This is a genomic window from Magnetococcus marinus MC-1, assembly GCF_000014865.1.
Lineage (GTDB): Bacteria > Pseudomonadota > Magnetococcia > Magnetococcales > Magnetococcaceae > Magnetococcus > Magnetococcus marinus.
On record NC_008576.1, the window covers coordinates 118,738 to 141,240 of the forward strand.

The window sequence follows — 22,503 nt, forward strand, 5'->3', positions numbered from 1 at the left end:
TCATTATCTGACGGGCTGGCCTGCTGCCCCTGCTTTATTTTACACTTTCCTCCAGGGATGAACCAATGTCCCGTTTTCCATGGAGGGAAGACGGATGATTTTCAATCGACCTCTGCCATTTATCAGCGCCTTTGTTGAAGAGATTGATGGAGCCCTGCGGGAGCAGCATACGCATTCGGTTGGGATGAGCGTCTGCCAGCGGAGCTGGTTTGGTTTCTGCATCATGGCGATCATGCTGACCAACTCGATCTGCTGGGCACAGTTTGAGCGGGCTGGGTTGGGACGCTACGGCCTCGGGGCACTGGCTTGGATGTTTCGGAGTTCCAAGATTCCCTGGGAGCGGCTGTTTCAGATGAGCGTTCGGGTTGTTTTGCGTCGCCATGGGATCACGCATGGTGTGCTGGTGGTCGATGACACGGACAAAAGGCGGGCCAAGGTCACGACCCGCATCTCACATGTCCACAAGATGAGGGACAAGAGCAGCGGCGGTTATCTTTTTGGCCAGCAAATTGTCTTTTTGCTTTTGGTGGCCGACATGGTGACGATTCCGGTCGGGTTTGCGTTTTATCGTCCAGACCCGGCACGGACGGTTTGGCGCAAGGAAGTCAAAGCGCAGAAGCGCAAAGGGATTCTGAAAAGCAAGCGCCCAGTTGAACCGGCCAGGAACCCGGACTATCCGACAAAACCAGAATTGGCACTGCGATTGTTGCGGCAGTTCAAGCAGTGGCATGCTGTGGTGCAGGTCAAGGCGATCCTGGCTGATGCACTTTATGGAGCTGCTGATTTTGTAGACCAAGGGTCATCCCTGTATGCTGGCATCCAATGCGTCAGTCAGTTGAGGAAGAACCAGAAGGTCCGTTTCCTGAGCCGGGATCTGACTGTTGAGGAATTTTTCCAGCGCTATCCCGGTGTAACGGGGAGGCTCCCGGTCCGAGGTGGAGAGAACAGGGCCATCGTGTTTCGCAGCGCCCGCATCCATGTGAAAGCACATGGCGTGAAGCGCTTTGTTATTGCATTGAAATATGACGGAGAACAAGATTATCGATACCTGTTTGCCTCCGACTTGACGTGGCGAACGGAAGATATCCTGAAGGTGTTCACCTTGAGGTGGCTGATCGAGGTGTTTTTCCAGGACTGGAAGGCCCACGAGGGCTGGGGGAATCTGACCAAGCTTCAAGGTGACGAAGGATCAAGCCAAGGCCTGATCCTGAGCCTGATGGTTGATCATTGTCTCCTGGTCCAACCAGACCAACTGGCCCAGTTGAAACACAAACAACCCGCGTTCACTGTGGGAAGCCTGATCAATCACATCAAGGCCGACAACCTAGTGGCACTCATTCACGATCTATTGAACGCAAATGCACCAGAGCAGGAATTGACCCAATTGGCCGACGTACTGGCTAAACAGTTCAGGCTGAACCTCTCGGAAAAACACATGGTTGGGCGTGATCTGGGGCGGCAGGCCCCATCAGCGTCGCTCAAGTATAAAACTGCGTTGGCGTGACACCTTGAACGGCTGTCAAGCGCTGAAAACTTGAACATCGAGTTAAAACGAATATGATCCCGTTTTTTTGAGGAAAAACCATATAAAGAGAAGGCGTCCCCCGTTGCAGCCAGCGCTTCAGCAAAAATAAACAGCGCATCGCGAATGACATCAATCACACGCTGTTCATCATTCACCCACGCATCCGTGGAGAGCGAAAGGTCCGCCAACAACAGCGTGCTCAAATCTCGTGAACCACGCAGGTAGTCGCGCCATAGCCCCGCTTCCGCCGGTCCCTGACCGCAGCGGCGGTTGACGGCATGCTCCAAACATGCCTCCAGATCGAGTTCCGTCCCTTCCTCGCGTCGTCGCAACCAAACACCATCGGGCTTCCAATGGGTGATTTGTCCCTGAATACGCCGACTCACCCGCCGCAGATGCACCGGTAGGGGTTGCGGGCTCACATTTTCCGTCTCCATCAGTTGCAGTAAACAATGGTCCGGGAGCAGACGCGCGCGCTTATAGTCCCACTCAGGCAGATGAACCCCTGGCCCCAATGGACGATCATCCAACGCTGGCGCAGGCAGATCCAGGTCAAACCGGATCGATTTAGCCGGGGCATCACCGCCCCGCGTCAGGGTCAATGTATCCATGTCACGACTCGCCCGCTTGGCGCTCTGGGCATCCTCCTCTTCATCGCTGGGACGGTTGATGTGAATCATTTCCGCCCAACTGAGCAGCGCTTCAAAACGGTAGATCATCAGACCATCCTCACGCTCCTGTTGCTCGCTGCGTTGTCCCCGTTTGCGCAGACGTTGCTCCTCTGCACCCATATTTTGGCTGCCACCCTTGGGATGCCGCGCCTCTTCCAAGGAGGGGGTGGTTGTGCTGCTTTGTGGCGGCTCTGGATGAGGCCACAAAGGGATAGGCCATAGCACGGAGAGCATCGGGGGGGGCGCTATCTCCCGATGGGGCTGTAGTAAGGCCAAACGGAGTTGCCGCTCACTGGCTTGCAGGGCGGCGTTACTGGCCGCGATGACGGGGCGCTGTTCCAAATGCGCGCTGACTAGCCGAACATAGAGCGGCTCAAGCGTGGGAAAATGGGAGAGTAACACGTGCGTGGCGGTACGGGCATTGCCAAACCAAACAGCGGGATTTCCCGAAATAGGCGGCGTCAATGGCAATAAATAGGCCCACCAGCGATACAGATCCCCATTCAACTCGGCCTTGGGGAAGAGATCGATACGCTCAGGAAGATAGAGATGGTCCTGATCACGCCACGCCATGGGGTAATGGCGCTCCACGCCTGCCAAACGACGCCAGAAGCCGCGTTTGCCGCCATGATAGTGATCAGGCACGCCTTTTATCTCCAATGCTGGATTGCCCCCGGCACTGCGAAACAGAATGCCCACACGCCGCTCAAGATGCTCCAGGCGAACCGCAGCTTCAGGATGACGGCTCTTGAGTTTGGCGGTGATCAAACGGTCCCAGGCATGGCCGACCAGCTCTTCCATGGTGCTACTCCTCTGTGCCCTTATGGATGAAGAGTGAGGTGGGGCGTGCGGAGACTGCGGCACCATGGGTCCAGATCAACGGCGCGTTTTTGGCGCGGACCTGGCTAATATCGGCGCAGCCTTGCACACAGATGCCACACTGGGTACAGGTGGAGATGCGTCGTTTGCCCCCACGGGGATCCAGTCGCATCGGACAGCCCGTAACGCAGGGTGCCGGGCAGCCAGAGCACGATCCTCTTTCGCGGCTGTTCAAAAAGGGGCTTAATGCGGCGGGATTGGACATCCATGCTAAACTCTGTGCCAAGCCCACCGCACAGCCAAAACGGCAAAATAGATGCCGAGCAAAAATAAAATCGATAAAAAAAACCACGCTCGCCACGGCGATGAAAAGCCCCTGCGCAAAGGTGAGCGTGCCGTGCCAAATATGTTCAAAAATCATCTGCGGCGGCAGAACGTAGGTGATCAAGGAGACCGCCCAGAGCAGCCCCATGGCCGCCCCCGAGAGCAGCATGATCAGCAACCATGCGCGGCTGGTCCGTCGACCCATGGGCGTTGGCTCCCACAAGGTGGGTTTTCCCAACGCCTTTTCCATGAGGCCATTGATCCACTCTACCACGGTAAAATGGGGGCAGAGCCAACCGCAGTAGAGTCGCCCCCAGCGCCGGGAGATCCACAAAACTGTCACGATAACGGTTGCCACAGGCAGCAACAGATAGAGGGCAATGCCCATGGCAGCGGCCAGTGGCGAGGTGGCTGCTTCATGCAAAAAGGATCCGACACCGGGGGTGAAGCGATGCCAAAAAAGCACCAAGTGACCGTTGGCCAGATCAATGCGGAAAAGATCGAGCGTGGGCGCAACCAAAAATAGGGTAAAAAAAGCGGTGCGGGTGAGGCGACGGTTGAACTGAATCCTGTGCAGACGGGTCGGCTGCGGATGATATGATGGCTGTGATGCGTGATTCATGAAAAACCAACCTTGTCCAGGTGCGTTATCGCACAAGATTACCCCATGTGCACTTCAATCACTTCCATGAGCGCCGCAATGACCTCAGGATCGTCACTGAGTGATTCTGCAAGCGCCGAACGGCAAGCGGCGAGAAGGGGAAATCCGCCTTGAATAAGCCGAGCAGCGTAGATCAGTAGGCGGGTGCTTACGCCTTCCTCCAAGTCAACCTCACCCAACGCGCGTAAAGCAGTGCCCAAGGTGATAAGGCGCTGCGCTATGTGGGGGGCGATGCCGGTCTCATCTATGAGTACCCGGGTTTCAACGGGCGCGGGTGGAAAATCAAAGCGTAGCGCGACAAAACGCTGTCTGGTGCTTGGCTTCATTCCTTTCATAAGATTCTGGTAGCCCGGGTTGTAGGAGACCACCAGCATAAATTCTGGTGGTGCATCAAGGGTTTCTCCGGTACGCTCAATGGGCAGTTGACGGCGATCATCCGCCAGAGGGTGGAGAATGACGGTAGTATCTTTACGTGCCTCCACCACCTCATCCAGATAACAGATTCCGCCTGCGCGCACCGCGCGTGTCAACGGGCCATCATGCCAATGGGCACCGCCATCGGGACCGATCAGATGACGCCCCACCAAGTCGGCGGCGGTCAGGTCGTCGTGGCAAGCTACGGTAAAAAGCGGTCGCTTGAGCCGATGCGCCATATGGCGAATAAAGCGGGTCTTGCCGCAGCCGGTAGGCCCTTTGACCAGCAGCGGTAACTGATGCTTATAGGCGTATTCAAAGAGCTCAATTTCCTGACCCACAGGTCGATAGAGCGGTTGCGTGGTGCTGGACTCTGTACTGGGTGTGGAAGCGTCCATGGTTGTTATCTCGACAGTCGCATAGGCGGTGGAAAAAACCGCTCCCGGAGAGGCGATAACCCGGGAGCGGTGAGGTGAATCAGGCGTTTTCGGTTTGCCCCGGCTTCCCTTTAAAGAAGCTCATAAGATAGACCACTAAGCCGCCCATGAAGACGAAGCCCGCAGCCAAGCGCAGCCAGTAGAAGAAAGCGATCTTCTCTTGCACGTCCATAAAGGCACCGGGGTCGTCGCCCATGCGCTGCATGTAGGTTTGCAGAATGCCAGCGCCGGTGAGAAACAGGGTGATGAAAACCATGGCGATGGTCATCAGCCAAAATCCCCACATCTCCCATATTTGGGCACGTTCACCGCTGGTGGGGCCGTGCCCGCGAAGATATGGCATGGCGTAGGAGATGATGGTTAGAACAATCATCACATAGGCACCGTAGAATGCCATATGACCGTGGGCGGCGGTGATCTGGGTGCCATGGGTCAGGTAGTTGACGGGTGCCAAAGTGTGCAAAAAGCCCCACACCCCCGCCCCCAAAAAGGCCATGACCGCCGTCCCCATGGCCCACAGGGTCGCCGCCTTGTTGGGATGGTTGCGACGACGCTTGTTAATCATGTTGAAAGCGAACAGCACCATCATGAAGAAGGGGATGGGCTCCAGTGCGGAGAAAAGCGAGCCGACCCACTGCCAATACTCCTGGGTGCCGATCCAGTAATAGTGGTGGCCGGTGCCGAGGATGCCGGTAATCAAGGTCATGGCGATGATCAGATAGAGCCACTTTTCGATCACCTCCCGGTCCACACCGGTCACTTTGATCAAGACAAAGGCGAGGATGGCCCCCAAGATCAACTCCCAAACCCCTTCCACCCACAAATGCACCACCCACCACCAGTAGAACTTATCGAGCACCAGATTGCTGGGGTTGTAGAAGGAGAACAGGAACATCACCGCTAGGCCGATCAGTCCCGTCAGCAACACAATGCTGATGGAGGTTTTACGCCCTTTGAGCATGGTCATGCCGATATTGAGGATAAAACCCAGCACCACAATGACGATGCCGATTTTGGTGATGGTGGGCTGCTCCAGGAACTCACGTCCCATGGTGGGCAGCAGGTCGTTATGGGTCAGCTCCGCCAGCTTGGCGTAAGGGACCAGCAGGTAGCCCAGAATGGTCAGTGCGCCGGCGACCAGGAAGACCCAAAACAGCAGCTTGGCCAGAAGGGGGCTCCACAGCTCCGTTTCAGACTCTTCGGGAACAAGGTAGTAAGAGGCCCCCATAAATCCGAACAGCAACCATACGATCAACAGGTTGCTATGCACCATGCGGGCAACGTTAAAGGGGATCTCCGGGAACAGAAAGTCACCGATCACATACTGCGTGCCCAGCACCAGCCCAAAGAGAATTTGGCCAACAAACAGGCCCAAAGCGCCAATAAAATAGAGACGCGCAACGGATTGAGATTGATAGGTCATCTGATGGTCCTCCTTAACCTTCGATGTTCGGCGGCCAGCCGGCGGTGTTGATCTCAGAGGTCCATTTCAGGAACGTGGCTACCGCGTCCAACTCCTCTTCTGTAAGGTTGAATTGAGGCATTTGGCGACGCCCTTCAACGCCCGATGGCTGCGCACGAATCCAATCTTTAATGAAATCGATGCCGCCATCTTTACCGCCGCGCCGAAGATAGACATTGCCCAGTTCTGGAGCGAAATAGGCACCTTCGCCTAATAATGTATGACATCCCACACAGTTGTTGTCCTCCCACACCTTCTTGCCTAAAGCCACTTGGGGGGTGATGTTCTCCCGATGGTCGCGTTCTGGCAGGCTCCGCATGGTGCCTAAAGTGAGACCAAGAAACACCAATACGAAGAAAAGACTTCCCCCGAAAAAGATGTTTCTGGCCATGGAGATGGTCATTTTTTCATTCATCCTGAGCTCCCTTGGCGAAAATCTGGTTATTGCAAAGTGCAAGGCACCCGGCTGTAACAGCCCTAGTGCCAAACGTACTTCACGCTCAGGTTTGCGTACTTGATAAAGAATAAGTCACCAAAAGATTGCCACATCAGGAGCAGATGGATCTGAGCAGTGCATTGCAAGACTCAATTGCCGCCACAACTCTATACGAGAGGCCAGGGCGTCGAGAGCCAAGATGTGTTAAACGAAGACCGAAAAACTACCAACGATTGATCTCACCAAGGTCTGAAATGCAGGATGTCCTAGGAAGAAGTAAATACAAAGCAAAAGTGGCTTAACTTAGCGCCATTCGTGTATGTCCCCGGAATCCCGTGGCTCCAATAGCTTACTGTTTCTAAATAAAACAAATAATCCGCTTCCTCAAAAAAACATCCTGACGACGATTCCCACGTTGAGTTATATGATGCGCCACGCCCGGCATCACTACCCTCGCCATCCGCGCCATAAGCCTTTACCCCTTAATTAAGTAACTGTCCCCTGAACTCCCCGGAATTCACACAAATTGATTTTTTTGAGGCGCTGGAAAGCGGCGTGTTGTTTGATGAGGCAAGATGGCTTACCCTTGGCGAATATTTGGATGGTATGTATCAGCATATTCGGGCGGAAGATGCCACATCGCTCTCAGAAGTAACTGCCTGCGGAAATGGGCATTTAGCACCAAAGACGTTATAGTTGCCACATGCCTAGTGAATGAAAAAGGGGATGGAAAAATGAATAACAAAATCGCCGCATTATCTGTTGTTGCCTTGTCATTAGCGCTCTCGGCTTGCGGAAGCACGGGAAGTGTCATGCAAATGGGGCCAGATACCTTTACGGTTTCCGCACAAAAGCACAATATGTCAGGCGGCGCACCAGAGGCCCAAAGCAACGCATTGGCATCTGCCAATGCACATTGTGCAGGACTGGGTAAGGAGTTGATGGTAAAGAACATGTCTTCCAGCTTTGAAAGGCCTTTCTATAGCTACTCGGTTACTTTTCAGTGTCTTGCCAAAAATGACCCAGCCTTAACTCGTCCTACCTACACAACGACTCCGGACGTTGTGATTGAAAATCGAATTAAGTGATAAATGGAACTTTCTGACTTCATCACGGAAGCCTTGACCCAGATTTCATCTGGTATCAAGAACGCAAATCAGCAAATCCAACGGGTCGAGCCCGGCGTTTTCAAAACCTCACGGGGATAGGGGCCTTCGAGGCCGTGAAACTGACCAGGAGAAAACGCGCGGTTTCCATCAGGGCCAGGGATCAAATAGTCATCCCACCTAAAGGCCGAATAGATGTCTGCATTCGCACCTTGTTTGTGTCAGATAAAAAAATTCTTCTTGCAATTAGGGGGTGGGTCCATAGATGTCCCCGGAATTCCACAAAGAAAGTCACCGATTCAGGAATCTGTTAAGTCCTCGTGCAGCCCCAGTTAGTGCTCTCGGGAAATAAGTTCATCAATTCTTTTGCTGCCGGGTCAGCATGCGTCACCATCTTATTAACGTTGGTTTGCTCGTGGGGAAAGCCTTCAAACATCAGCGCCAAGATTGAAGGCGCTGTAACAAAAATCTGATTGCACCAACCCTGTTCTGAAACATTCGATTCCCATAGCTTTTCTCCTGTTCTTGCATCTGAGATTCTCACGACAATAGTCTTCTGATAAAGCTTTGTAGTGCTTACGCTAGTGGTTGCCGTCGATGTTGATGGTTTGGTGTAAATCGTGTTTCCATAGACAAACGACTTTTGCGGAACCGTGTTAATGCTGGTGTATGCGCTGGAAACTGATCCGGCAGAATGGACATCAAACGCATATGAAACCAAAATATCTGGACTCGAATCTGTTGGTCTATATCCCTGCTTTGATATTTGGTGCGAAATCATTCGCTCAATCTTTCGGCCAATAAGCGAGTCACCGCTAATTAATTGTAAAGCGAACGTTCCTCCCGGGGGAAGTTTTCCATAAAGATTGGAGTTCGAAACCCCCTTGATTCCACCAGCGCATCCGGTTAGAGCAGCAACGGCAATCAAGACTGCAATAAATCGCTTCATGGTTTTCACCTCCCTAAATGAAGTATTGCGAACAGCATAACACGCTGTTATGTAAGCGTCCAGCAAACCGCAGGGCACCCCTTTTCAGGCGAGTCAGCCATACTATGGATTCCATGATAATAGAAACAGGAGGAATCCATGACCATAGGGGATAATTCAGGGGACATACACTTAATTAGCGATTAGGAGTGATTACAACTCAACTTTCGCAGTTTGTTTCGGCGAGTTCCATCCATCACTGGCAAGAGTCGGTGGCGAAAATTTTGGGCATCGTGGGTGATTTGACATGGGCTCATTTTATTTTAAAGCAGTAGATAACACGACTACCATGTTGTCCAGATAGACCGGTGAAGCAAAATCACCCATTGACCTAACAATGAGAATCATTCATATTAGCATCCACTCTATTGACACTGGGCGGAGGCTTCCCGAGTGACCGTGAACAATCATCAAAACAGCAACAAAAAACAATCTTCGGACATTATGAATGGGCCTGCGAGTTTACTGGATGATGTCTATATCTCATCCACCAGTAAAACCAGCGCCTCCTCAGCAGCAAAAAGTGGGCTGGGCAAAACCACCCAATCGGCCAAGGTCAAGCTTGATCTTGCCCACTCTAAGAGTGCCCTGGCTAAAGGTGGCGCATTCGCAGGAGGTTCCAGCGCCAAATGGGCCTCTGGCCTGATATTGGCGGCACCCGCTTTTGCGGCCGGTATGCTGGTGGGTGTCGGTTGTGTCTGTCTGCACTATGCGGGAAGCCGAAGCAACCGAAGAAGCTACGCCCAAAGTGTTGCCATCCCGTCATAACAGATCGGTTGTGGGGTGCAGCGCTTCATCTGGTACGCTTCGTCTGGCCATGGGTCGGCGGCTCTCACTCCATAAGCTATGCGGTGCTACACGCTGACTGGCTCGTGGATAAAGGGTCGGCGTCGCGGGTGTTTTTATGACAGTGCCGCTTTTCATCAGGGCAATTCCGGTCATACGCGCGCCACTCCCCCCCAATCCAACCCCTTTTGCTGGTGCGGTGCTCGATTCCCTTCTTGTGGTGCCCAGTGACGGATCGCAAGCAGGGTTAGGTGATGTTCCAGGGCAACGGTGTCCCCTTTCGCAAAGCCACTTCCTCCCCACGTTTTTAATCCAGCCAGCCATAACCCCTCGGTCTGTTTTGCGCCATGCTCAAAGCTCAACTTTTCCATCAATGCGGGTCGCCTTCGTGGCTGCCCCTATGTATCATGGTGGCATAGCGGCAGATTCCTCAGGAAAACGCTGCCCTGCGGTTTCATGTGCGCTTACCGTGTGATAACGTGGGTTTTCTAACCCTGGAAAAAAAGATGGCAGCCACCGGGCGCAACGGGGCCGTGGGATAAGGTTTGTGTGCGAGGATGTGCTACCTCATTATTTCGATGCTGAAGGAGAAAAGGGCATGACCGAAAGCCAAATTACCCGGATTCGCAACGTTGCATTGATGGCCCATGGCGGCGGCGGTGCCACCACCTTAGCGGAGACCCTTTTCTATAATGCGGGTGTGATCCCAAAACGGGGCACGGTAGAGGGCAAAAATACGGTGCTGCGCTCAGAGCCCGAAGAGCTGGAGCGGGGTTTGACCATTGCTCCGCAGATTGGCCATTTTCAGTGGAAAGGGGTGGAGATCAACATTATCGACACCCCGGGATACATCGACTTTATCGAGCATACACGGGCGGTGCTCAATGTGGTGGGTGGCGCGGTGTTGGTCTACTCGGGGGCCTCTGGGGTCAAGACCGAGAATACCCGGTTTTGGAGTATGATCCAGGAGGCTCAGGTTCCCGGTATCGGTTTTATCAATAAAATGGACAAACCCCGTGCCGATTTTATTCGAGTGCTGGGGGAGATCGAGCAAGATCTACAAGTGACCACGCTACCTGTAACCATTCCCATCGGTCAGGGAGAGAGCTTTGCGGGTATTGTGGATCTTATTCCCATGACCGCTTGGTCGGCTAAGGATGGTGTTTTTACCCAGATTGAAATGCCCGATTCTGTCAAGCAGGATGTGGCCTATTATCGCACCCAGTTGATCGAAAAAATCATTGAAACCGATGATGAACTGCTGGAAGCCTATCTGGAAAATGAGACACTGCCCACCGAGGAGCAGTTGCATGAGAGGCTTAAGGAGGCGGTCTTAACCCGGCGCCTGTTGCCCATTTTCTGTGGTTCGGGCGGGGCCAATATTGGGGTGCGGGCGCTGGCCAACGGCATCAGCCAGTATCTGCCCAGCCCCATCGACAAGGCCGCCATCAAGCCGTTGATTGGGGTTAACCCCAATAACCGGGATCAAGAGATCGCCCGCTCTGTCAGCGAAGAAGATCCCTTCTCGGCGGTGGTGTTTAAAACAGCCATCGACCCTTTTTCGGGTAAGCTCTCGGTGGTGCGGGTCTTTTCTGGCACGTTGCAGGCTGATTCTGCCCTACTTAACGGCACCCGGGATCTAAAAGAGAAGGGGGGGCACCTCTATCTCTTAGAGGGCAACGACATGACCCAGGTGGATGTTCTCAAGGCGGGTCAAATTGGTGCCATTGCCCGTTTGGCGCACACCCACACGGGGGATACCCTGTGCGATATCAGCGCCCCTATTCACTACCATCGGGTGCGTTATCAGGAGCCGGTATTCTCCTACGCGGTGGAGGTGGAGACCAAGATGGAGGATAAGGTCGCCACGGGCTTGGCTAAGTTGTGTGATGAAGATCCTACCCTGCACTTTTACCGGGACGAAGACACCCACGAGATGATTTTGGCAGGCATGGGGCAGACCCATTTAGCGGTTACGCTGGATCGTTTGCAGCGTAAATATGGCGGCAAGGCCTCCCTAAAGGTGCCCAAGGTTGCCTATCGTGAGACCATTACCCGCGCCTGTCGCGTGCAGGGCAAGTTGAAAAAGCAGAGCGGGGGGCGGGGTCAATTTGGCGATTGTTGGATCGAGGTAGAGCCCCTGCCACGGGGGGCAGGTTTTGTTTTTGAGGATCGGGTGGTAGGTGGTGTGATTCCCCGCAACTTTATCCCTTCGGTAGAGAAGGGGGTTGTGGAGGCGATGAACAAGGGTGTGGTGGGGGGGTATCCGGTGGTGGATGTGCAGGTTAATTTGGTGGATGGTTCACACCATTCGGTGGATTCCTCGGACAACGCCTTTAGAACGGCGGGTTCTATGGCCTTTCGCAGTGCCATGGAGCAGGGCGGTGCGGTTTTGTTGGAGCCGCTGATGAGCATGGAGATTTCGGTACCCGATGAGGTGATGGGGGATGTGATTGGTGACATGAACAGCCGCCGGGGTAAGATTACCGGTGTGACACCCAGGGGCAACGGGCAGACCATTCATTGCGAAACCCCCATGTCGGAGATTTTGGATTATGGCAACAGTTTAAACGCCATGACCTCAGGGCGGGGCATCTACACCATGCGTTTGGCTAACTATCAAGAGGTACCCAGTCACATTGCGCGTAAGGTGTTGGAGCAGCAAAATTAAGCGTTTGACGTAAGGGTGTGGATTAGAAGAGGGGTCCGTTTTAACGAACGGGCCCCTTTTGCATGGGGGGGTGGATGTCAGCCTATGGGTTAAGTGGTGATACACGTAGGATGGGGCAGGTTGAGCATCGCTTAGATTATCACAATAACAGATTGTTTTTATGATGTTCATGGTGGTGTGCTGGTTAAAACGGGGGCTGTTTTGGAGTATGGCCACAGAAAATCAATTTTTCACTAAACTCTAAGGCATGGTTGGCCGATAAAAGAACCAGGGATCTATTTTTCTTCAGTCTCAACGACGCTAAGGAATGTGTGATGAGACCCTTTGACAGTTATCCAGGTATGGTTTCTATCCTCGATGTGCCGCAGCGGCGCAGCCAAGAGAGCACTCAGCGCGGAACATTCCGTGGGGTGGTGGCCGGACAGCCTCACCTCTCCCGTGGTGGTCGGGGGGATTTTCAAACCATTTTACAACAAACGCTAAACAAAGCCGGAAAACGTTCCGATGAGTATTAGGGAGGCGCTCTTCTAACAACGGAGCGACCCCCGAGGGAACGCCCATAAGCGAGCAGGAGGGCGCGCCATGGCCGAGATTCAAGCAACCCAAGTTGAGATGGCCTATCTTACCGCTGTACGCAATCAGCAGACAGCGGGCTCTGCCGTAAAGTCGCCGACGACAGAGACCAAAACCGCGACAGATGTGTTAACACTGGCCCAACGTATGCGGGTGGTTGCCAGTGATGCAGCGGATTTTTCATCCCCGCAGGATATGGTTGCTTATGCCAACCAGCGGTTGCAAGAGTCGTTGCAGCAAGAGTTAGAGCGGGGCATGGGCAGCTTTAAAAACAGCGAGGCCCTAGCGGCTTTTCAGGAGATGCGCGGCGTGACCGATCCAGGCCAGACGGCGGGATTTATCGTTTCGCAGGTATCCAGTTATTTTGGTAACTATCTGGATAACCATACCGATGTGAGCTTTGAAGAGAATTTACAGGGGTTCCGCGAGCTGGTAGACGGCGCCATCGACAAGGGCTTTTCGCAGGCACAGGCCTTTTTAGGGGAGGCGGTTGATCTGTTTGAGGGCATTCAGCGCATGCTAGAAGAGACCCGGCAGAAGATCAATGAAAAGCTGGGTCAGTTTGTCGAGATGCAGCGACGTGACCAGCAGGCCCCCAGTGGTGAACCGGTGGTGGATGCTTAGGAGCTCATGGGCTCTAAATAGAATAGAAGAAGCGCCTCAAGCGCGCACCAAGAGGGCTTCAAAGGGTTTCCCTTTTCCCTTCATTTGGGGGGAGTTTCAGGACTGGCATGTTCCTGTTGCTCCCTATTTTTTTGCCTAAAATCTGCACAATCTCCCGGTCAATGCAAGGAGCAAAAGTGCTACAGAGGGTATCATATTGCCTAAAAATACATCATTAATTGAGAGTGTTGATTAAATTATAGCACTATGGATTTAGGGTAAAATTTGGAATAATTCTATAATTTCATAGTGTTAATGTTTGGCATGACCTTTGAGAAGGGGATAGGTGTATTGGAAATCTTTTTGGAGATGGAAAATACCGCGTGATATCCAGCTTAGGCATGGATCAGTCAAAGGAGCATGACGAACATGAACACGCCCACCGACACGCTTGTACCCACCTCACTTTCCCTGCGGACTCCTCTTATGCGGGCAGACTTCGCTTTGCGTGGCGATCACACACTGCTCGTTCTCCTTCGTAATGCGATTTTGACACTTCTGGTTAGGCATAAAACGATGGTCTCTTATGGTGTGCCAGATAGACTCACGTGGTTAGTGGATACTCAAGGGAGTATGCACTGAGGACTCGCCAGGCCATGTGGGGTTAGGGTGGAAGGGTTTATCCATTCTAGCCTGATCCCACAGGGCGGCCGGGCGTTGTGTTTGTGACCGCCCATGTAAGGCATCTGTTGGTTAGGATGTTTTGCATGGGCGGTTGTCTTTTGGGCCTATGCATGGGTGCCAAGATGGCCCCAGAGTCAGCATCCCCCGCCGTGCCAACAGAGGAGCTTGGTTAAACGGTGTCTAAGGCTGCCAGCCTTGTCAGCCGTGGGGGGGTGGGGGCCTTATGGGGTCGAGGGGCAGAAGCCCTGGTGAGGTTTTGGTAAAGTCCTGACGCGCGTATTTTTTAATATTGGGTTAATGGTGGTGGAAACCACGATTAATGCAGGGCCATAAATTCAAAAATGCCGATTTTTATTGCACCCAACTCCACATCTCTATTTAATGGGCAGCTTCTCCATAAACCAAGAAAGTTCACCCTTGCACCCCATGGATATGGAAGCATTTTCCCTAGCGCATCCTCTGACAGAGCCCCACTACGGCACTAGCCAATTGGACAACGGCCTAACCGTGGTCAGCTTTCCCATGCCATGGTTGCACGAGGTGGGTGTTACCATTCTGGCCCGCTCTGGTAGCCGCTTTGAGCGTGACCGTGAGGCCGGCATTGCCCATTTTCTGGAACATATGCTGTTTAAGGGCACCAAGCGCATCCCTGATCCCACTGAACTGCACACCCAGTTGGAAGCTTTGGCGGCGGATATGAACGCCGCCACTGGCCCGGAAACCAACCTATATTGGTTGAATGTACCGCTGATCCATCTGGAAGAGAGCCTCTCCCTATTTGCCGAGCTGTTTACCGAACCTGCGTTGCTGGGGATCGAAAATGAACGACAGGTCATTTTGGCGGAGATGCGTGAGGATGAAAATGAGGCGGGTGAAAATACCCATCCCTTTGTGATGGCCAGTGGCCAACTGTGGAAAAATCACCCCTTGGAGCGTTCGGTTTTAGGAACCCGCGAGACGGTGGAAAATGTAGAGGTGGCCGATCTGCACCGTTATTTGCAAAAGCACTACCGGGGCGACAACATGGCGGTGGCCTTTTTTGGCCCTGTGGAGCATGCCCATGTCCATGCCTTGGCCGAAAAAACCCTGGGTGCGCTGGCCGCAGGCCCTGGTGAGCCAACGCCGCCGCCGCCGCCCATGCCCGCAGGGCCCCACTGGTTGGCGGTTAATGACCCGACGGCGCAGCTCTCATTGAGCCTCTTTTTTCGCTGTGCGGGGCAACAGGAGCCCAACCGCTTCTACCCAACGGCCGCCATGCGCCGCTTGTTGGATGATGGTTTTGCCTCCCGTTTACAAGCAGAGGTTAGGGAAAAGGAGGGGTTGGTTTATGATCTTTGGGCGGCATATTCGGCCTATACCGATACGGGCACGTTGGAGATTGGTGCTTCGGTCTCCCCGGAAAATCTGGAGGTGCTGTTTCATAATTTGATCCAGCAGCTGCACAAATTGCGCACCGAACCGGCGGGTCAGGAGGAGTGGCTGCGTTTGAAGACGCGCTGGTATGCCGCCCTGGGCAGCTCGCTGGACCGCCCTTCGGAGCTGGTAGAGCGCTACGTGAGTGATCAACTGTTCCACTGTGTTGAGCCTGTGACGGAGAGTTGGCAACGGGTGTTGCAACTCACCCCGGAACAGGTGCAATTTCAAGCCGAGCTATTGCTGCGACCGGAAAATCTGGTGGTGGTATTGGTGGGGCCAAATGCGGAGAAACACCGCAAAAAACTAAAGGCCCGTTTTTCTGAAACCCTGGCCAGTTGGCATATCAGCAGCCCTTGGCAGGGCTAAGGGTTGGTTCCGGTGCGCGCTGCGGGGCTTTAGGAGAGGGCCCCGCGAAACATAAAGTAGACCGCCCCAACCAAACATAAGCCAGCCCAGAGGAAATCCAGTTTTAAGGGCTGATGCATATAAAACACGGCAAAGGGCACAAACACCGTCAGGGTAATCACCTCTTGCAAAATTTTAAGCTGGGGCAGTGAAAGCACGGTAAAGCCAATGCGGTTGGCCGGAACTTGGAGCATATACTCCAGAAAGGCGATGCCCCAACTTATTCCCGCCGCGATATACCAAGGTTTGGCATCCAGATGTTTGAGGTGGGCATACCAAGCGAAGGTCATAAATACATTGGAAGCCACCAATAATAAGATTGTTTGCAAAAGGGTATTCATTGTCATCCAAACCATCATAAGAGAGCAATCGGCCATCAACAGGTTGTTATGCTATACAAACCCCCAACCAGCGGCTAGGGTCTGTGGATAGAAACCCGGCGTGGGCCAGCAACCTTGGCCAGAAAAGGGTGGGCGAACGAAGCGATATAACCCTACCATAGGGCAAGCTTAGCCCATATGGCCTGTTTCTCTCTCCGTTGGTCACGGGTGTTTTGGCCCTTACGCGGCTCTTACGGTTTACCACCCGACACCGCTACTTTAACCCAGCGGCAGGGGGGGCAAGCCAAGCTCCTCAAGAAACCCGTTGTGCTTTTGTGTAGCAGCGACAATTTTCTCTTCCAATGCCACAAGCTTATGGTTTACTGCGCCAAGATCAATCTGTTGCTCCGACATGGCCGTACTGACGTAGCGGGAGATATTTAGGTTGTAGTCGTTTTTTTCGATCTCCGCCATCTCCACCCGGCGGGCATAGCGCTCTTCTTCCTTCCGGTATTGGTAGGTCTCGACAATATTATCGATATGCTCCGGGAGAAGCTGATTTTGCCGTTTGCCCTTCTCGAAGTACTCACTGGCATTGATGAAGAGCACGTCATCAGGCTTTTTGCACTTCTTCAGAACCAGGATGCAGACCGGGATGCCGGTGGAGAAGAAGAGGTTGGCGGGCAGGCCGATCACGGTATCGATGTGGCCGTCTTTGAGGAGCTTGGTGCGGATGCGGCTCTCTACGCCACCACGGAACAGCACGCCGTGGGGCAGGATGATGGCCATGGTGCCTTCGTCGCTGAGGAAATGAAAACCGTGCAGCAGGAAGGCGAAGTCGGCGGCGGATTTGGGCGCCAGCCCGTGGCTTTTGAAACGGAAGTCCTCACCCAGCGCCTCGTTTGGCTCCCATCGGTAACTAAACGGTGGGTTGGCCACGATGGCATCGCATTTGACCTTTTTTGCCGGGTTCATCTCGCTGAGCATATCCCAGTCGTTGATCAGGGAGTCGCCGTGGTGGATCTGGAAGCCGCTATCCTTGACCCCGTGCAACAGCATGTTCATGCGGGCCAGGTTGTAGGTGGTGATGTTCTTCTCTTGGCCGTAAATCATGCCGATGCCGTGTGTCCCCATCTGTTTCCGCACGTTGAGCAGCAGCGAGCCGGAACCGCAGGCGAAGTCGAGCACGCAACTGAGCTTTCTCTTTTTGCCGGTGGCGGGCTCCTGGCTGTCCAGGGTGACGATGCGCGAGAGGATGGTGGAGAGGGATTGCGGGGTGTAGAACTCCCCGGCTTTCTTGCCGGAACCGGCGGCAAACTGGCCGATCAGATACTCGTAGGCGTCGCCGAGGATGTCGCTGTCGGTGGAGAACTGGGCGATCCCCTCGGCGACCTTGGTGATGATGGCGCAGAGCTTCTTATTACGGTCAACCGGTGTCCTGCCCAGCTTTTCCGAATGGAGGTTGAGCTCGGAAAAGAGGCCCTGGAAGGCGCTGGCAAAGGATTCATTTTCGATATATTTGAATCCCCGTTGCAGGGTTTGCAACAGCTCGGCGTCCTGAGTACGGGCGCGCTCGTAGATACTGCTCCAGAGGTAGTCGGGGTGGATTACATAGTGCATCTTACGGCGCATCTGCTTTTCGAGGTCGGGGATGTCCTCGGTATTCGCTGCGTACCAGACCGCCAGCGGCGTGCGGCGGTCGTCCTCTTGCAGCTTGGGGTAGTCCGGGCCCAACTCTTTCTTAGCGGCGGCCTCGTAGTTGTCGGAGAGGTAGCGCAGGAACAAAAACGAGAGCATGTAGTCGCGGAAGTCGTCGGCGTTCATGGCGCCGCGCAGGTCGTCGGCGATGGCCCACAGGGTCTTGCCCAGTTGGCTGAGTTCTTCTTTGGTCATGGGGTTACGCTCTCTTGTGGCGGTTCCGGGAACAGTTCCGGGTTGAAGCGGTAGTTGTTCATGAAGTCCCGCAGGATCTTGCGAAAGTATTCCTTGTTTTCCGGCATCATCTCCTGGGGCTCAAAGAGGGAATAATTCCCGTGGCTGAACAACTGAATCATGCGCTCACGGAGTATGCCATCCTCATCATCGCTGAACTGCTGGATACAGGCGGAAAAGTGCTGAAAGCCGTGAAAAGTGGCTGTTTTTTCCAAAATATTCCGAAGGATATTGAAGTGGTATGTGAAAATTTGGCCAGACTCCACCACAGCATTCAATTCCTTGAGTAGCGCGATATGGTGGAAACGCGGAGTCTTGCCGGTATTCTTCAATAGAAATTGCCCGTCTTCCTTGCTCAGGAAGTATTGGGCAGGCTTCAACTCGTTACCCATAACATTGAAAAACAGATGATGGTGGGTCGAGATCACCGTTCGGATTTGCCCGTCGGATTTCTTAAGCAGTTGCGCCAGATGGCTGGCCACGGCGATGGCGTTGTTATCATCCAGTGAGGAGATGGGGTCATCAATATAGAGGTACTTGACCCAGCGGTAGGACTCCTGCCCATCCACCGCCAACTGGGCGACGGCGAGGAAGAAGCACCAGACGAAGATATTTTCCTCTCCGCGTGACACCTTGATGGGTATGGGCGCGCCATCAGCGTCTTTTTCGCGGAAGAAGGTGATTTCGGAGGTGGCGTAGTCGATCAGAAAGTCGATGTCCGCGTAACGGGCCAGCAGCGGACGGATGCGGCTCTCCATCTCCAACTCTTGCAGGCCATCGAAGAAGCGCGAGTCGGTATGCATGCGCAGCACGCGCCGGTCGTTGTCCCAGTGGAACAGGTCTTCGGTGAAGGCGTTGAAATAGAGGGTGTCGCGGGTAGTCACCTCGTTGCCCTCATCGTCTTCGACGGTTTCCTTACCCATGTCCTTGAAGGCCATGGAGAGGCGCGTCTTGCCGGTGCCGTTGAAGGCAAACAGCAGGACATACTTCTTATCCAGCCGCTCGCGCAGATGCCGGGCCAGTGCGTCCAGGCTGGCAAAGGTTTGGGGGGCGTTCATGATGCTCTCCCTTTGCGATTTTTGATCCTGCGCTCCAACGCTTTCAGCTCGGCCTCGTCCTGAGCATCCGCCGCTTGCGCCTCCTGGGCTTTGCGCTGCTGGTCGTAATCCTGAAACTGTTTATCGACCTGCTGTTCCATGCGTTCATGGCTGATGGAACCGGCGTTGCTCAACAGGGGAAAGCCGTTGTTGGTGATGATCAGCCCCACGTTATCCCGCCAGAAGGCCATGGAGGTCTGAGTCTGGCGCTTGGCGCGCAGCTCGGCGGTTTCCAGAAAGATGACCACCAGCCGGTTTAGGGTATCGATCTCGTCTTCGGTCAGATAGTTCTTGGCCACCAGAATATCCTGTTTGCGCACCCTCGCGCCTTTCCAGTTGAGCAGGCCAAAATGGGGGTCGGCGGGATTGGCGCGGGCGCTGACCAGTTCGGCGGCGGTCTGCCCGGTGACGGCATGGAGCAACAGATTCTGCACGGTGGCGAAGAACTGCTGGGCGGCGCGGTCGCTCTTGTCGTAGTCGCTGGAGAGGGCGAACAGATCGCGCACCTTCTGATAAAAGCGCTTTTCCGAAGCGCGGATATCGCGGATGCGCGCCAGCATCTCGTCGAAATAATCGGGGCGGCCATCGGGGTTCTTCAGCCGCTCGTCGTCCATGACGAAGCCCTTCTTCAGGTATTCGCCGAGCACGGTGGAGGCCCAGCGGCGGAACTGCGCGCCACGGGGTGAACGCACCCGGTAGCCCACCGCCAGAATGGCGTCCAGGTTGTAGTGCGCGATCCGATAGTTCTTGCCATCGGCGGCAGTTGTCAACCAATGGTTGACAACTGCTTCCGCGCTCAATTCCGCCTCGGCAAAAATGGCCTTCAGGTGCTTGGCGATATTCTGCTTGCTGGTCTGAAAAAGCTCCGCCATCTCCAATTGCGTCAGCCAAACGGTTTGACCGTCGGCCCGCAGTTGGATCCGGCTCTGGCCATCCTCCGTGGTGTAGAGGATCAGGCCGCTCATGCCTCCACCGCCTCCGGGCTGGGGAAGAGTTGCTGCATCAGCCCATTTTTGTGGGTCTTGAGTGAATCGAGCTTTTCGGTGTGGGCGGCAATCATCCCATCAAGGGAGACGAGGCAGTCGGCGATTTTTTGTTGCTCAGGTAAGGAGGGCGCCGTTATCGTCATTTCTTTAAAATAGGCAGCCCCAATCGTCTTGATAGCATTCCCTACCGCAATAGATTCAAAAGTGGCCTTCAGTTTTTGCAGGAGATAGTAAAAAAACCAATTCGAGAGCATGTTTTCATAGCATTGCCAAGCCATGAAATGCTGACTTACCGCCATTGGTGAATAAAGAACCGCGCTTTTCCCAACCCCAGCATCTCGACTAAGAATCACCGTCCCCGCAGGATATAGGACGGCTGATGAGTTATTAATACCATCGTCAGAAATCTCGACTTTAGTATCATAAATATATCCATCATCCAGCTTATTGGAATCAGCAAGAGATACCCACTTTATTCCGCCATTGTAATAGCTCGGGAACTTTTTGTTAGGCGTATGCCCCGAGCCTCTTTTTGCCATATTCTCAAGCCTATGCTCTGTCCACTCCCCGGCCTCCTGAAACTCGGGAAAGCGCAGCCGAGGGACGGTTTTGCCCTCGCGGGGGAAGAGTTGCTGTATCAGCCCTTTTTTGTGGGTCTTGAGGGCGTCGATTTTGTCCGCCTGGGCGGCGATCAGGGCGTCGAGGGAGGAGAGGCAATCGGCGATTTTTTGTTGTTCAGTTAAAGGCGGGCGATAAATTTCAAGCGGCTCTAGCTCAACATAGTATAGATTTTTAACATTTTGCCCCTCCACAACCTTCGAAAATTGCCTGTACAACCTTCTGAAGTAATATGTATAGAACAACGGATTTTGCGCTGTCTCAAACACGCTTATCATTTCACCAATTGCGATATCCCCCAATGGTAGGTAGCAACAACACTTACCAAAATCCTCGGTTTTCTCGCCAACTCGAGGGACAAGGATTTCCCCGCCTTTGCTAAACCGCAATTTACCAGGATCTATATTGGTGCGCGAATATGTTTCAGTGATAATAGGCCCAAACTTAGTATATAGCTCACCGTATCTTACGCATGGAGTTGGAGCATCTTCTTCCAAAGACCACTTAGGAGCGCTTTTGCCATAATAAAATTTTCCAATTTCTCCAATTGTCGTTTTCTCCCACTCCCCAGCATCCCGAAACTCGGGAAACCGCAACCGGGGTACAAGCGCCTTCTTCTCGTCTTTCATAGCCTTACTCATAAGCCGCCAACCCCGATATATCACGCCCACCGGCCTGCTTTCTCAAAAACAGCACCAGCTCTTCCTCGGCCTTGCTGCTCATTTGTCCTCCAACCCATCCGGATTTTTCAGTGCCTTTTTTTCAGCCGATGCCAGGCGGCGCTCGACCTTTTTCACGTCTTCGGCAGGCGACAGGCTTTCGGGGCGGATGCCCCGATCCAGCAGGGTCTGGCGCACCGCCTCGTTATTGGTGACATGCTCTCCTGAGATCTGCCGCTCGCTGCGCATGTTGTGTTCGCGGGCATTGTGGATGGTAATCTCAGTGGCGAAGTCCTTGGCCTTGAGGATGATGGTGGGGGCGAAGTCGGCCAGCGGGCGATTGTCCGGCACCCGCCATTGCGCCTTCATCGCCTTGGTGTTTTTGCCGAATAGCGCCGTATCGCCCTTGCTGTGGATCAGGGCAAAATTCTGATTCCCGCCGGCCTGCTCAAAAATGACATCGGAGAGCTCTTTCTCCGTGGTGGAGAGCTTCTTGCGGGCGGAGACTCGTTCCGCCTCCAGCAGGCGCTGCTCGATGAGCTCCGCCTTGCGGGTCTGCATGGCGAAGTAGGTTTGGGCGAAGGCGATGGGCTGCTTGGCCGAATCGCCGTTCTGGGCGGTCAGGTAACAGGCGTAACGGGTCAGCATGATGTCGCTGATCTCCCGCTGGCTGCCGGAGCCAAGCTCGACCATTTTCCCGACATCGGCAAAATGGTCGGCGATGTCGTGGCCCGTGACCTCGCAGGCGGTCTTCGCCTTGGAAATAACGTTGAGGAAGTTTTCCCACTTGGTATAGCCTAGCAAGTGCTGTAGATCGCGCGCCAGCCAGTATTCCACTCCGTTTTCGGTCTCCTGGGCATGGCCCTCGAAGCTCTCCGTCAAGGTGTGAACCAGTTCATGTTTCATCGAT

General features: G+C 54.0%; 19 protein-coding genes. 7 read left to right on the plus strand and 12 right to left on the minus strand.

The genetic code is table 11. The features are described 5' to 3' along the window. Window positions 1-94 precede the first annotated feature (94 nt). A complete protein-coding gene (locus MMC1_RS20795; protein ID WP_011711816.1) occupies window positions 95-1,504 on the plus strand; it encodes a transposase in 1,410 nt (469 codons plus the stop codon). Between the two features lie 1,497 nt (window positions 1,505-3,001). On the opposite strand, the gene MMC1_RS00595 is transcribed toward MMC1_RS20795, so the two are convergent. The 4 genes from MMC1_RS00595 to MMC1_RS00610 form a co-directional block, all read right to left on the minus strand. After that, window positions 3,002-3,961 carry a 4Fe-4S binding protein gene (locus tag MMC1_RS00595; RefSeq protein WP_011711818.1) on the minus strand — a complete coding sequence of 320 codons (960 nt, stop codon included), beginning with the start codon at window positions 3,959-3,961 and terminating at the stop codon, window positions 3,002-3,004. Window positions 3,962-3,999: 38 nt separating this feature from the next. Next, on the minus strand, window positions 4,000-4,812 hold the full coding sequence (locus MMC1_RS00600; protein ID WP_011711819.1) for a CbbQ/NirQ/NorQ/GpvN family protein: 813 nt from the start codon (window positions 4,810-4,812) through the stop codon (window positions 4,000-4,002). A gap of 79 nt (window positions 4,813-4,891) precedes the next feature. Continuing rightward, complete coding sequence (locus MMC1_RS00605; protein WP_011711820.1) at window positions 4,892-6,274, minus strand: cbb3-type cytochrome c oxidase subunit I; 1,383 nt, start codon at window positions 6,272-6,274, stop codon at window positions 4,892-4,894. Between the two features lie 13 nt (window positions 6,275-6,287). Then, window positions 6,288-6,728: a c-type cytochrome gene (locus MMC1_RS00610; RefSeq protein ID WP_011711821.1), complete on the minus strand. Its 441-nt coding sequence runs from the start codon at window positions 6,726-6,728 to the stop codon at window positions 6,288-6,290. A gap of 755 nt (window positions 6,729-7,483) precedes the next feature. On the opposite strand from MMC1_RS00610, the gene MMC1_RS00615 reads away from it, so the two are divergent. Beyond that, window positions 7,484-7,837, plus strand: a complete 354-nt coding sequence (locus MMC1_RS00615) for a hypothetical protein (RefSeq protein ID WP_041640511.1) — start codon at window positions 7,484-7,486, stop codon at window positions 7,835-7,837. A 328-nt stretch (window positions 7,838-8,165) separates the two neighbouring features. Here MMC1_RS00615 and MMC1_RS00620 read toward each other — a convergent pair whose 3' ends face one another. Continuing rightward, window positions 8,166-8,804, minus strand: coding sequence for a DUF4136 domain-containing protein (locus MMC1_RS00620; RefSeq protein ID WP_041640514.1), 639 nt, complete (start codon window positions 8,802-8,804; stop codon window positions 8,166-8,168). Between the two features lie 438 nt (window positions 8,805-9,242). Here MMC1_RS00620 and MMC1_RS00625 point away from each other — a divergent pair, with 438 nt between their 5' ends. Then, on the plus strand, window positions 9,243-9,611 hold the full coding sequence (locus MMC1_RS00625) for a hypothetical protein (RefSeq protein ID WP_143711314.1): 369 nt from the start codon (window positions 9,243-9,245) through the stop codon (window positions 9,609-9,611). Window positions 9,612-9,781: 170 nt separating this feature from the next. Here the strand turns inward: MMC1_RS00625 and MMC1_RS00630 are convergent, their stop codons facing one another. Continuing rightward, window positions 9,782-10,000: a hypothetical protein gene (locus MMC1_RS00630; RefSeq protein ID WP_041640516.1), complete on the minus strand. Its 219-nt coding sequence runs from the start codon at window positions 9,998-10,000 to the stop codon at window positions 9,782-9,784. A 227-nt stretch (window positions 10,001-10,227) separates the two neighbouring features. On the opposite strand from MMC1_RS00630, the gene fusA reads away from it, so the two are divergent. The 4 genes from fusA to MMC1_RS00655 all read left to right on the plus strand — a co-directional run bounded on the left by fusA (window position 10,228) and on the right by MMC1_RS00655 (window position 15,942). After that, window positions 10,228-12,300 (plus strand): elongation factor G, encoded by a 2,073-nt coding sequence (fusA, locus tag MMC1_RS00635; protein ID WP_041640520.1) that lies wholly within the window; start codon window positions 10,228-10,230, stop codon window positions 12,298-12,300. A gap of 314 nt (window positions 12,301-12,614) precedes the next feature. Next, complete coding sequence (locus MMC1_RS00640) at window positions 12,615-12,815, plus strand: hypothetical protein (protein WP_041640522.1); 201 nt, start codon at window positions 12,615-12,617, stop codon at window positions 12,813-12,815. A 67-nt stretch (window positions 12,816-12,882) separates the two neighbouring features. Continuing rightward, a complete protein-coding gene (locus MMC1_RS00645) occupies window positions 12,883-13,497 on the plus strand; it encodes a DUF5610 domain-containing protein (RefSeq protein WP_011711826.1) in 615 nt (204 codons plus the stop codon). 1,089 nt (window positions 13,498-14,586) lie between these two features. Further along, window positions 14,587-15,942, plus strand: coding sequence for a M16 family metallopeptidase (locus MMC1_RS00655; protein ID WP_160162639.1), 1,356 nt, complete (start codon window positions 14,587-14,589; stop codon window positions 15,940-15,942). 29 nt (window positions 15,943-15,971) lie between these two features. Here MMC1_RS00655 and MMC1_RS00660 read toward each other — a convergent pair whose 3' ends face one another. The 6 genes from MMC1_RS00660 to dinD form a co-directional block, all read right to left on the minus strand. Then, window positions 15,972-16,322, minus strand: a complete 351-nt coding sequence (locus MMC1_RS00660) for a DMT family protein (protein ID WP_041640529.1) — start codon at window positions 16,320-16,322, stop codon at window positions 15,972-15,974. A gap of 258 nt (window positions 16,323-16,580) precedes the next feature. After that, window positions 16,581-18,194 carry a type I restriction-modification system subunit M gene (locus MMC1_RS00665; RefSeq protein ID WP_011711829.1) on the minus strand — a complete coding sequence of 538 codons (1,614 nt, stop codon included), beginning with the start codon at window positions 18,192-18,194 and terminating at the stop codon, window positions 16,581-16,583. After that, the gene (locus MMC1_RS00670) at window positions 18,191-19,291 is read right to left on the minus strand and encodes an AAA family ATPase (RefSeq protein WP_011711830.1); all 1,101 of its coding nucleotides are present in this window, start codon (window positions 19,289-19,291) and stop codon (window positions 18,191-18,193) included. Before MMC1_RS00670 ends, MMC1_RS00665 begins: the two co-directional genes overlap by 4 nt. Further along, window positions 19,288-20,295: a virulence RhuM family protein gene (locus MMC1_RS00675; RefSeq protein ID WP_011711831.1), complete on the minus strand. Its 1,008-nt coding sequence runs from the start codon at window positions 20,293-20,295 to the stop codon at window positions 19,288-19,290. Before MMC1_RS00675 ends, MMC1_RS00670 begins: the two co-directional genes overlap by 4 nt. Then, the gene (locus tag MMC1_RS00680) at window positions 20,292-21,575 is read right to left on the minus strand and encodes a restriction endonuclease subunit S (protein ID WP_011711832.1); all 1,284 of its coding nucleotides are present in this window, start codon (window positions 21,573-21,575) and stop codon (window positions 20,292-20,294) included. Before MMC1_RS00680 ends, MMC1_RS00675 begins: the two co-directional genes overlap by 4 nt. A 78-nt stretch (window positions 21,576-21,653) precedes the next feature. Further along, entirely contained in the window at window positions 21,654-22,499 is an 846-nt protein-coding gene (dinD, locus tag MMC1_RS00685) for a DNA damage-inducible protein D (protein WP_011711833.1), read from the minus strand. Window positions 22,500-22,503: the final 4 nt, after the last annotated feature.

What these genes read in the sequence shown, in the direction of transcription:
- MMC1_RS00670 (WP_011711830.1), bottom strand. Translation starts at nt 19,291, where the DNA reads ATGAACGCCCCCCAAACCTTTGCCAGCCTGGACGCACTGGCCCGGCAT.
- MMC1_RS00660 (WP_041640529.1), bottom strand. Translation starts at nt 16,322, where the DNA reads ATGAATACCCTTTTGCAAACAATCTTATTATTGGTGGCTTCCAATGTA.
- MMC1_RS00640 (WP_041640522.1), top strand. Translation starts at nt 12,615, where the DNA reads ATGAGACCCTTTGACAGTTATCCAGGTATGGTTTCTATCCTCGATGTG.
- MMC1_RS00645 (WP_011711826.1), top strand. Translation starts at nt 12,883, where the DNA reads ATGGCCGAGATTCAAGCAACCCAAGTTGAGATGGCCTATCTTACCGCT.
- MMC1_RS00595 (WP_011711818.1), bottom strand. Translation starts at nt 3,961, where the DNA reads ATGAATCACGCATCACAGCCATCATATCATCCGCAGCCGACCCGTCTG.
- MMC1_RS00610 (WP_011711821.1), bottom strand. Translation starts at nt 6,728, where the DNA reads ATGAATGAAAAAATGACCATCTCCATGGCCAGAAACATCTTTTTCGGG.
- dinD (WP_011711833.1), bottom strand. Translation starts at nt 22,499, where the DNA reads ATGAAACATGAACTGGTTCACACCTTGACGGAGAGCTTCGAGGGCCAT.
- MMC1_RS00630 (WP_041640516.1), bottom strand. Translation starts at nt 10,000, where the DNA reads ATGGAAAAGTTGAGCTTTGAGCATGGCGCAAAACAGACCGAGGGGTTA.
- MMC1_RS00600 (WP_011711819.1), bottom strand. Translation starts at nt 4,812, where the DNA reads ATGGACGCTTCCACACCCAGTACAGAGTCCAGCACCACGCAACCGCTC.
- MMC1_RS00675 (WP_011711831.1), bottom strand. Translation starts at nt 20,295, where the DNA reads ATGAGCGGCCTGATCCTCTACACCACGGAGGATGGCCAGAGCCGGATC.
- fusA (WP_041640520.1), top strand. Translation starts at nt 10,228, where the DNA reads ATGACCGAAAGCCAAATTACCCGGATTCGCAACGTTGCATTGATGGCC.
- MMC1_RS00615 (WP_041640511.1), top strand. Translation starts at nt 7,484, where the DNA reads ATGAATAACAAAATCGCCGCATTATCTGTTGTTGCCTTGTCATTAGCG.
- MMC1_RS00620 (WP_041640514.1), bottom strand. Translation starts at nt 8,804, where the DNA reads ATGAAGCGATTTATTGCAGTCTTGATTGCCGTTGCTGCTCTAACCGGA.
- MMC1_RS20795 (WP_011711816.1), top strand. Translation starts at nt 95, where the DNA reads ATGATTTTCAATCGACCTCTGCCATTTATCAGCGCCTTTGTTGAAGAG.
- MMC1_RS00605 (WP_011711820.1), bottom strand. Translation starts at nt 6,274, where the DNA reads ATGACCTATCAATCTCAATCCGTTGCGCGTCTCTATTTTATTGGCGCT.
- MMC1_RS00680 (WP_011711832.1), bottom strand. Translation starts at nt 21,575, where the DNA reads ATGAGTAAGGCTATGAAAGACGAGAAGAAGGCGCTTGTACCCCGGTTG.
- MMC1_RS00665 (WP_011711829.1), bottom strand. Translation starts at nt 18,194, where the DNA reads ATGACCAAAGAAGAACTCAGCCAACTGGGCAAGACCCTGTGGGCCATC.
- MMC1_RS00655 (WP_160162639.1), top strand. Translation starts at nt 14,587, where the DNA reads ATGGATATGGAAGCATTTTCCCTAGCGCATCCTCTGACAGAGCCCCAC.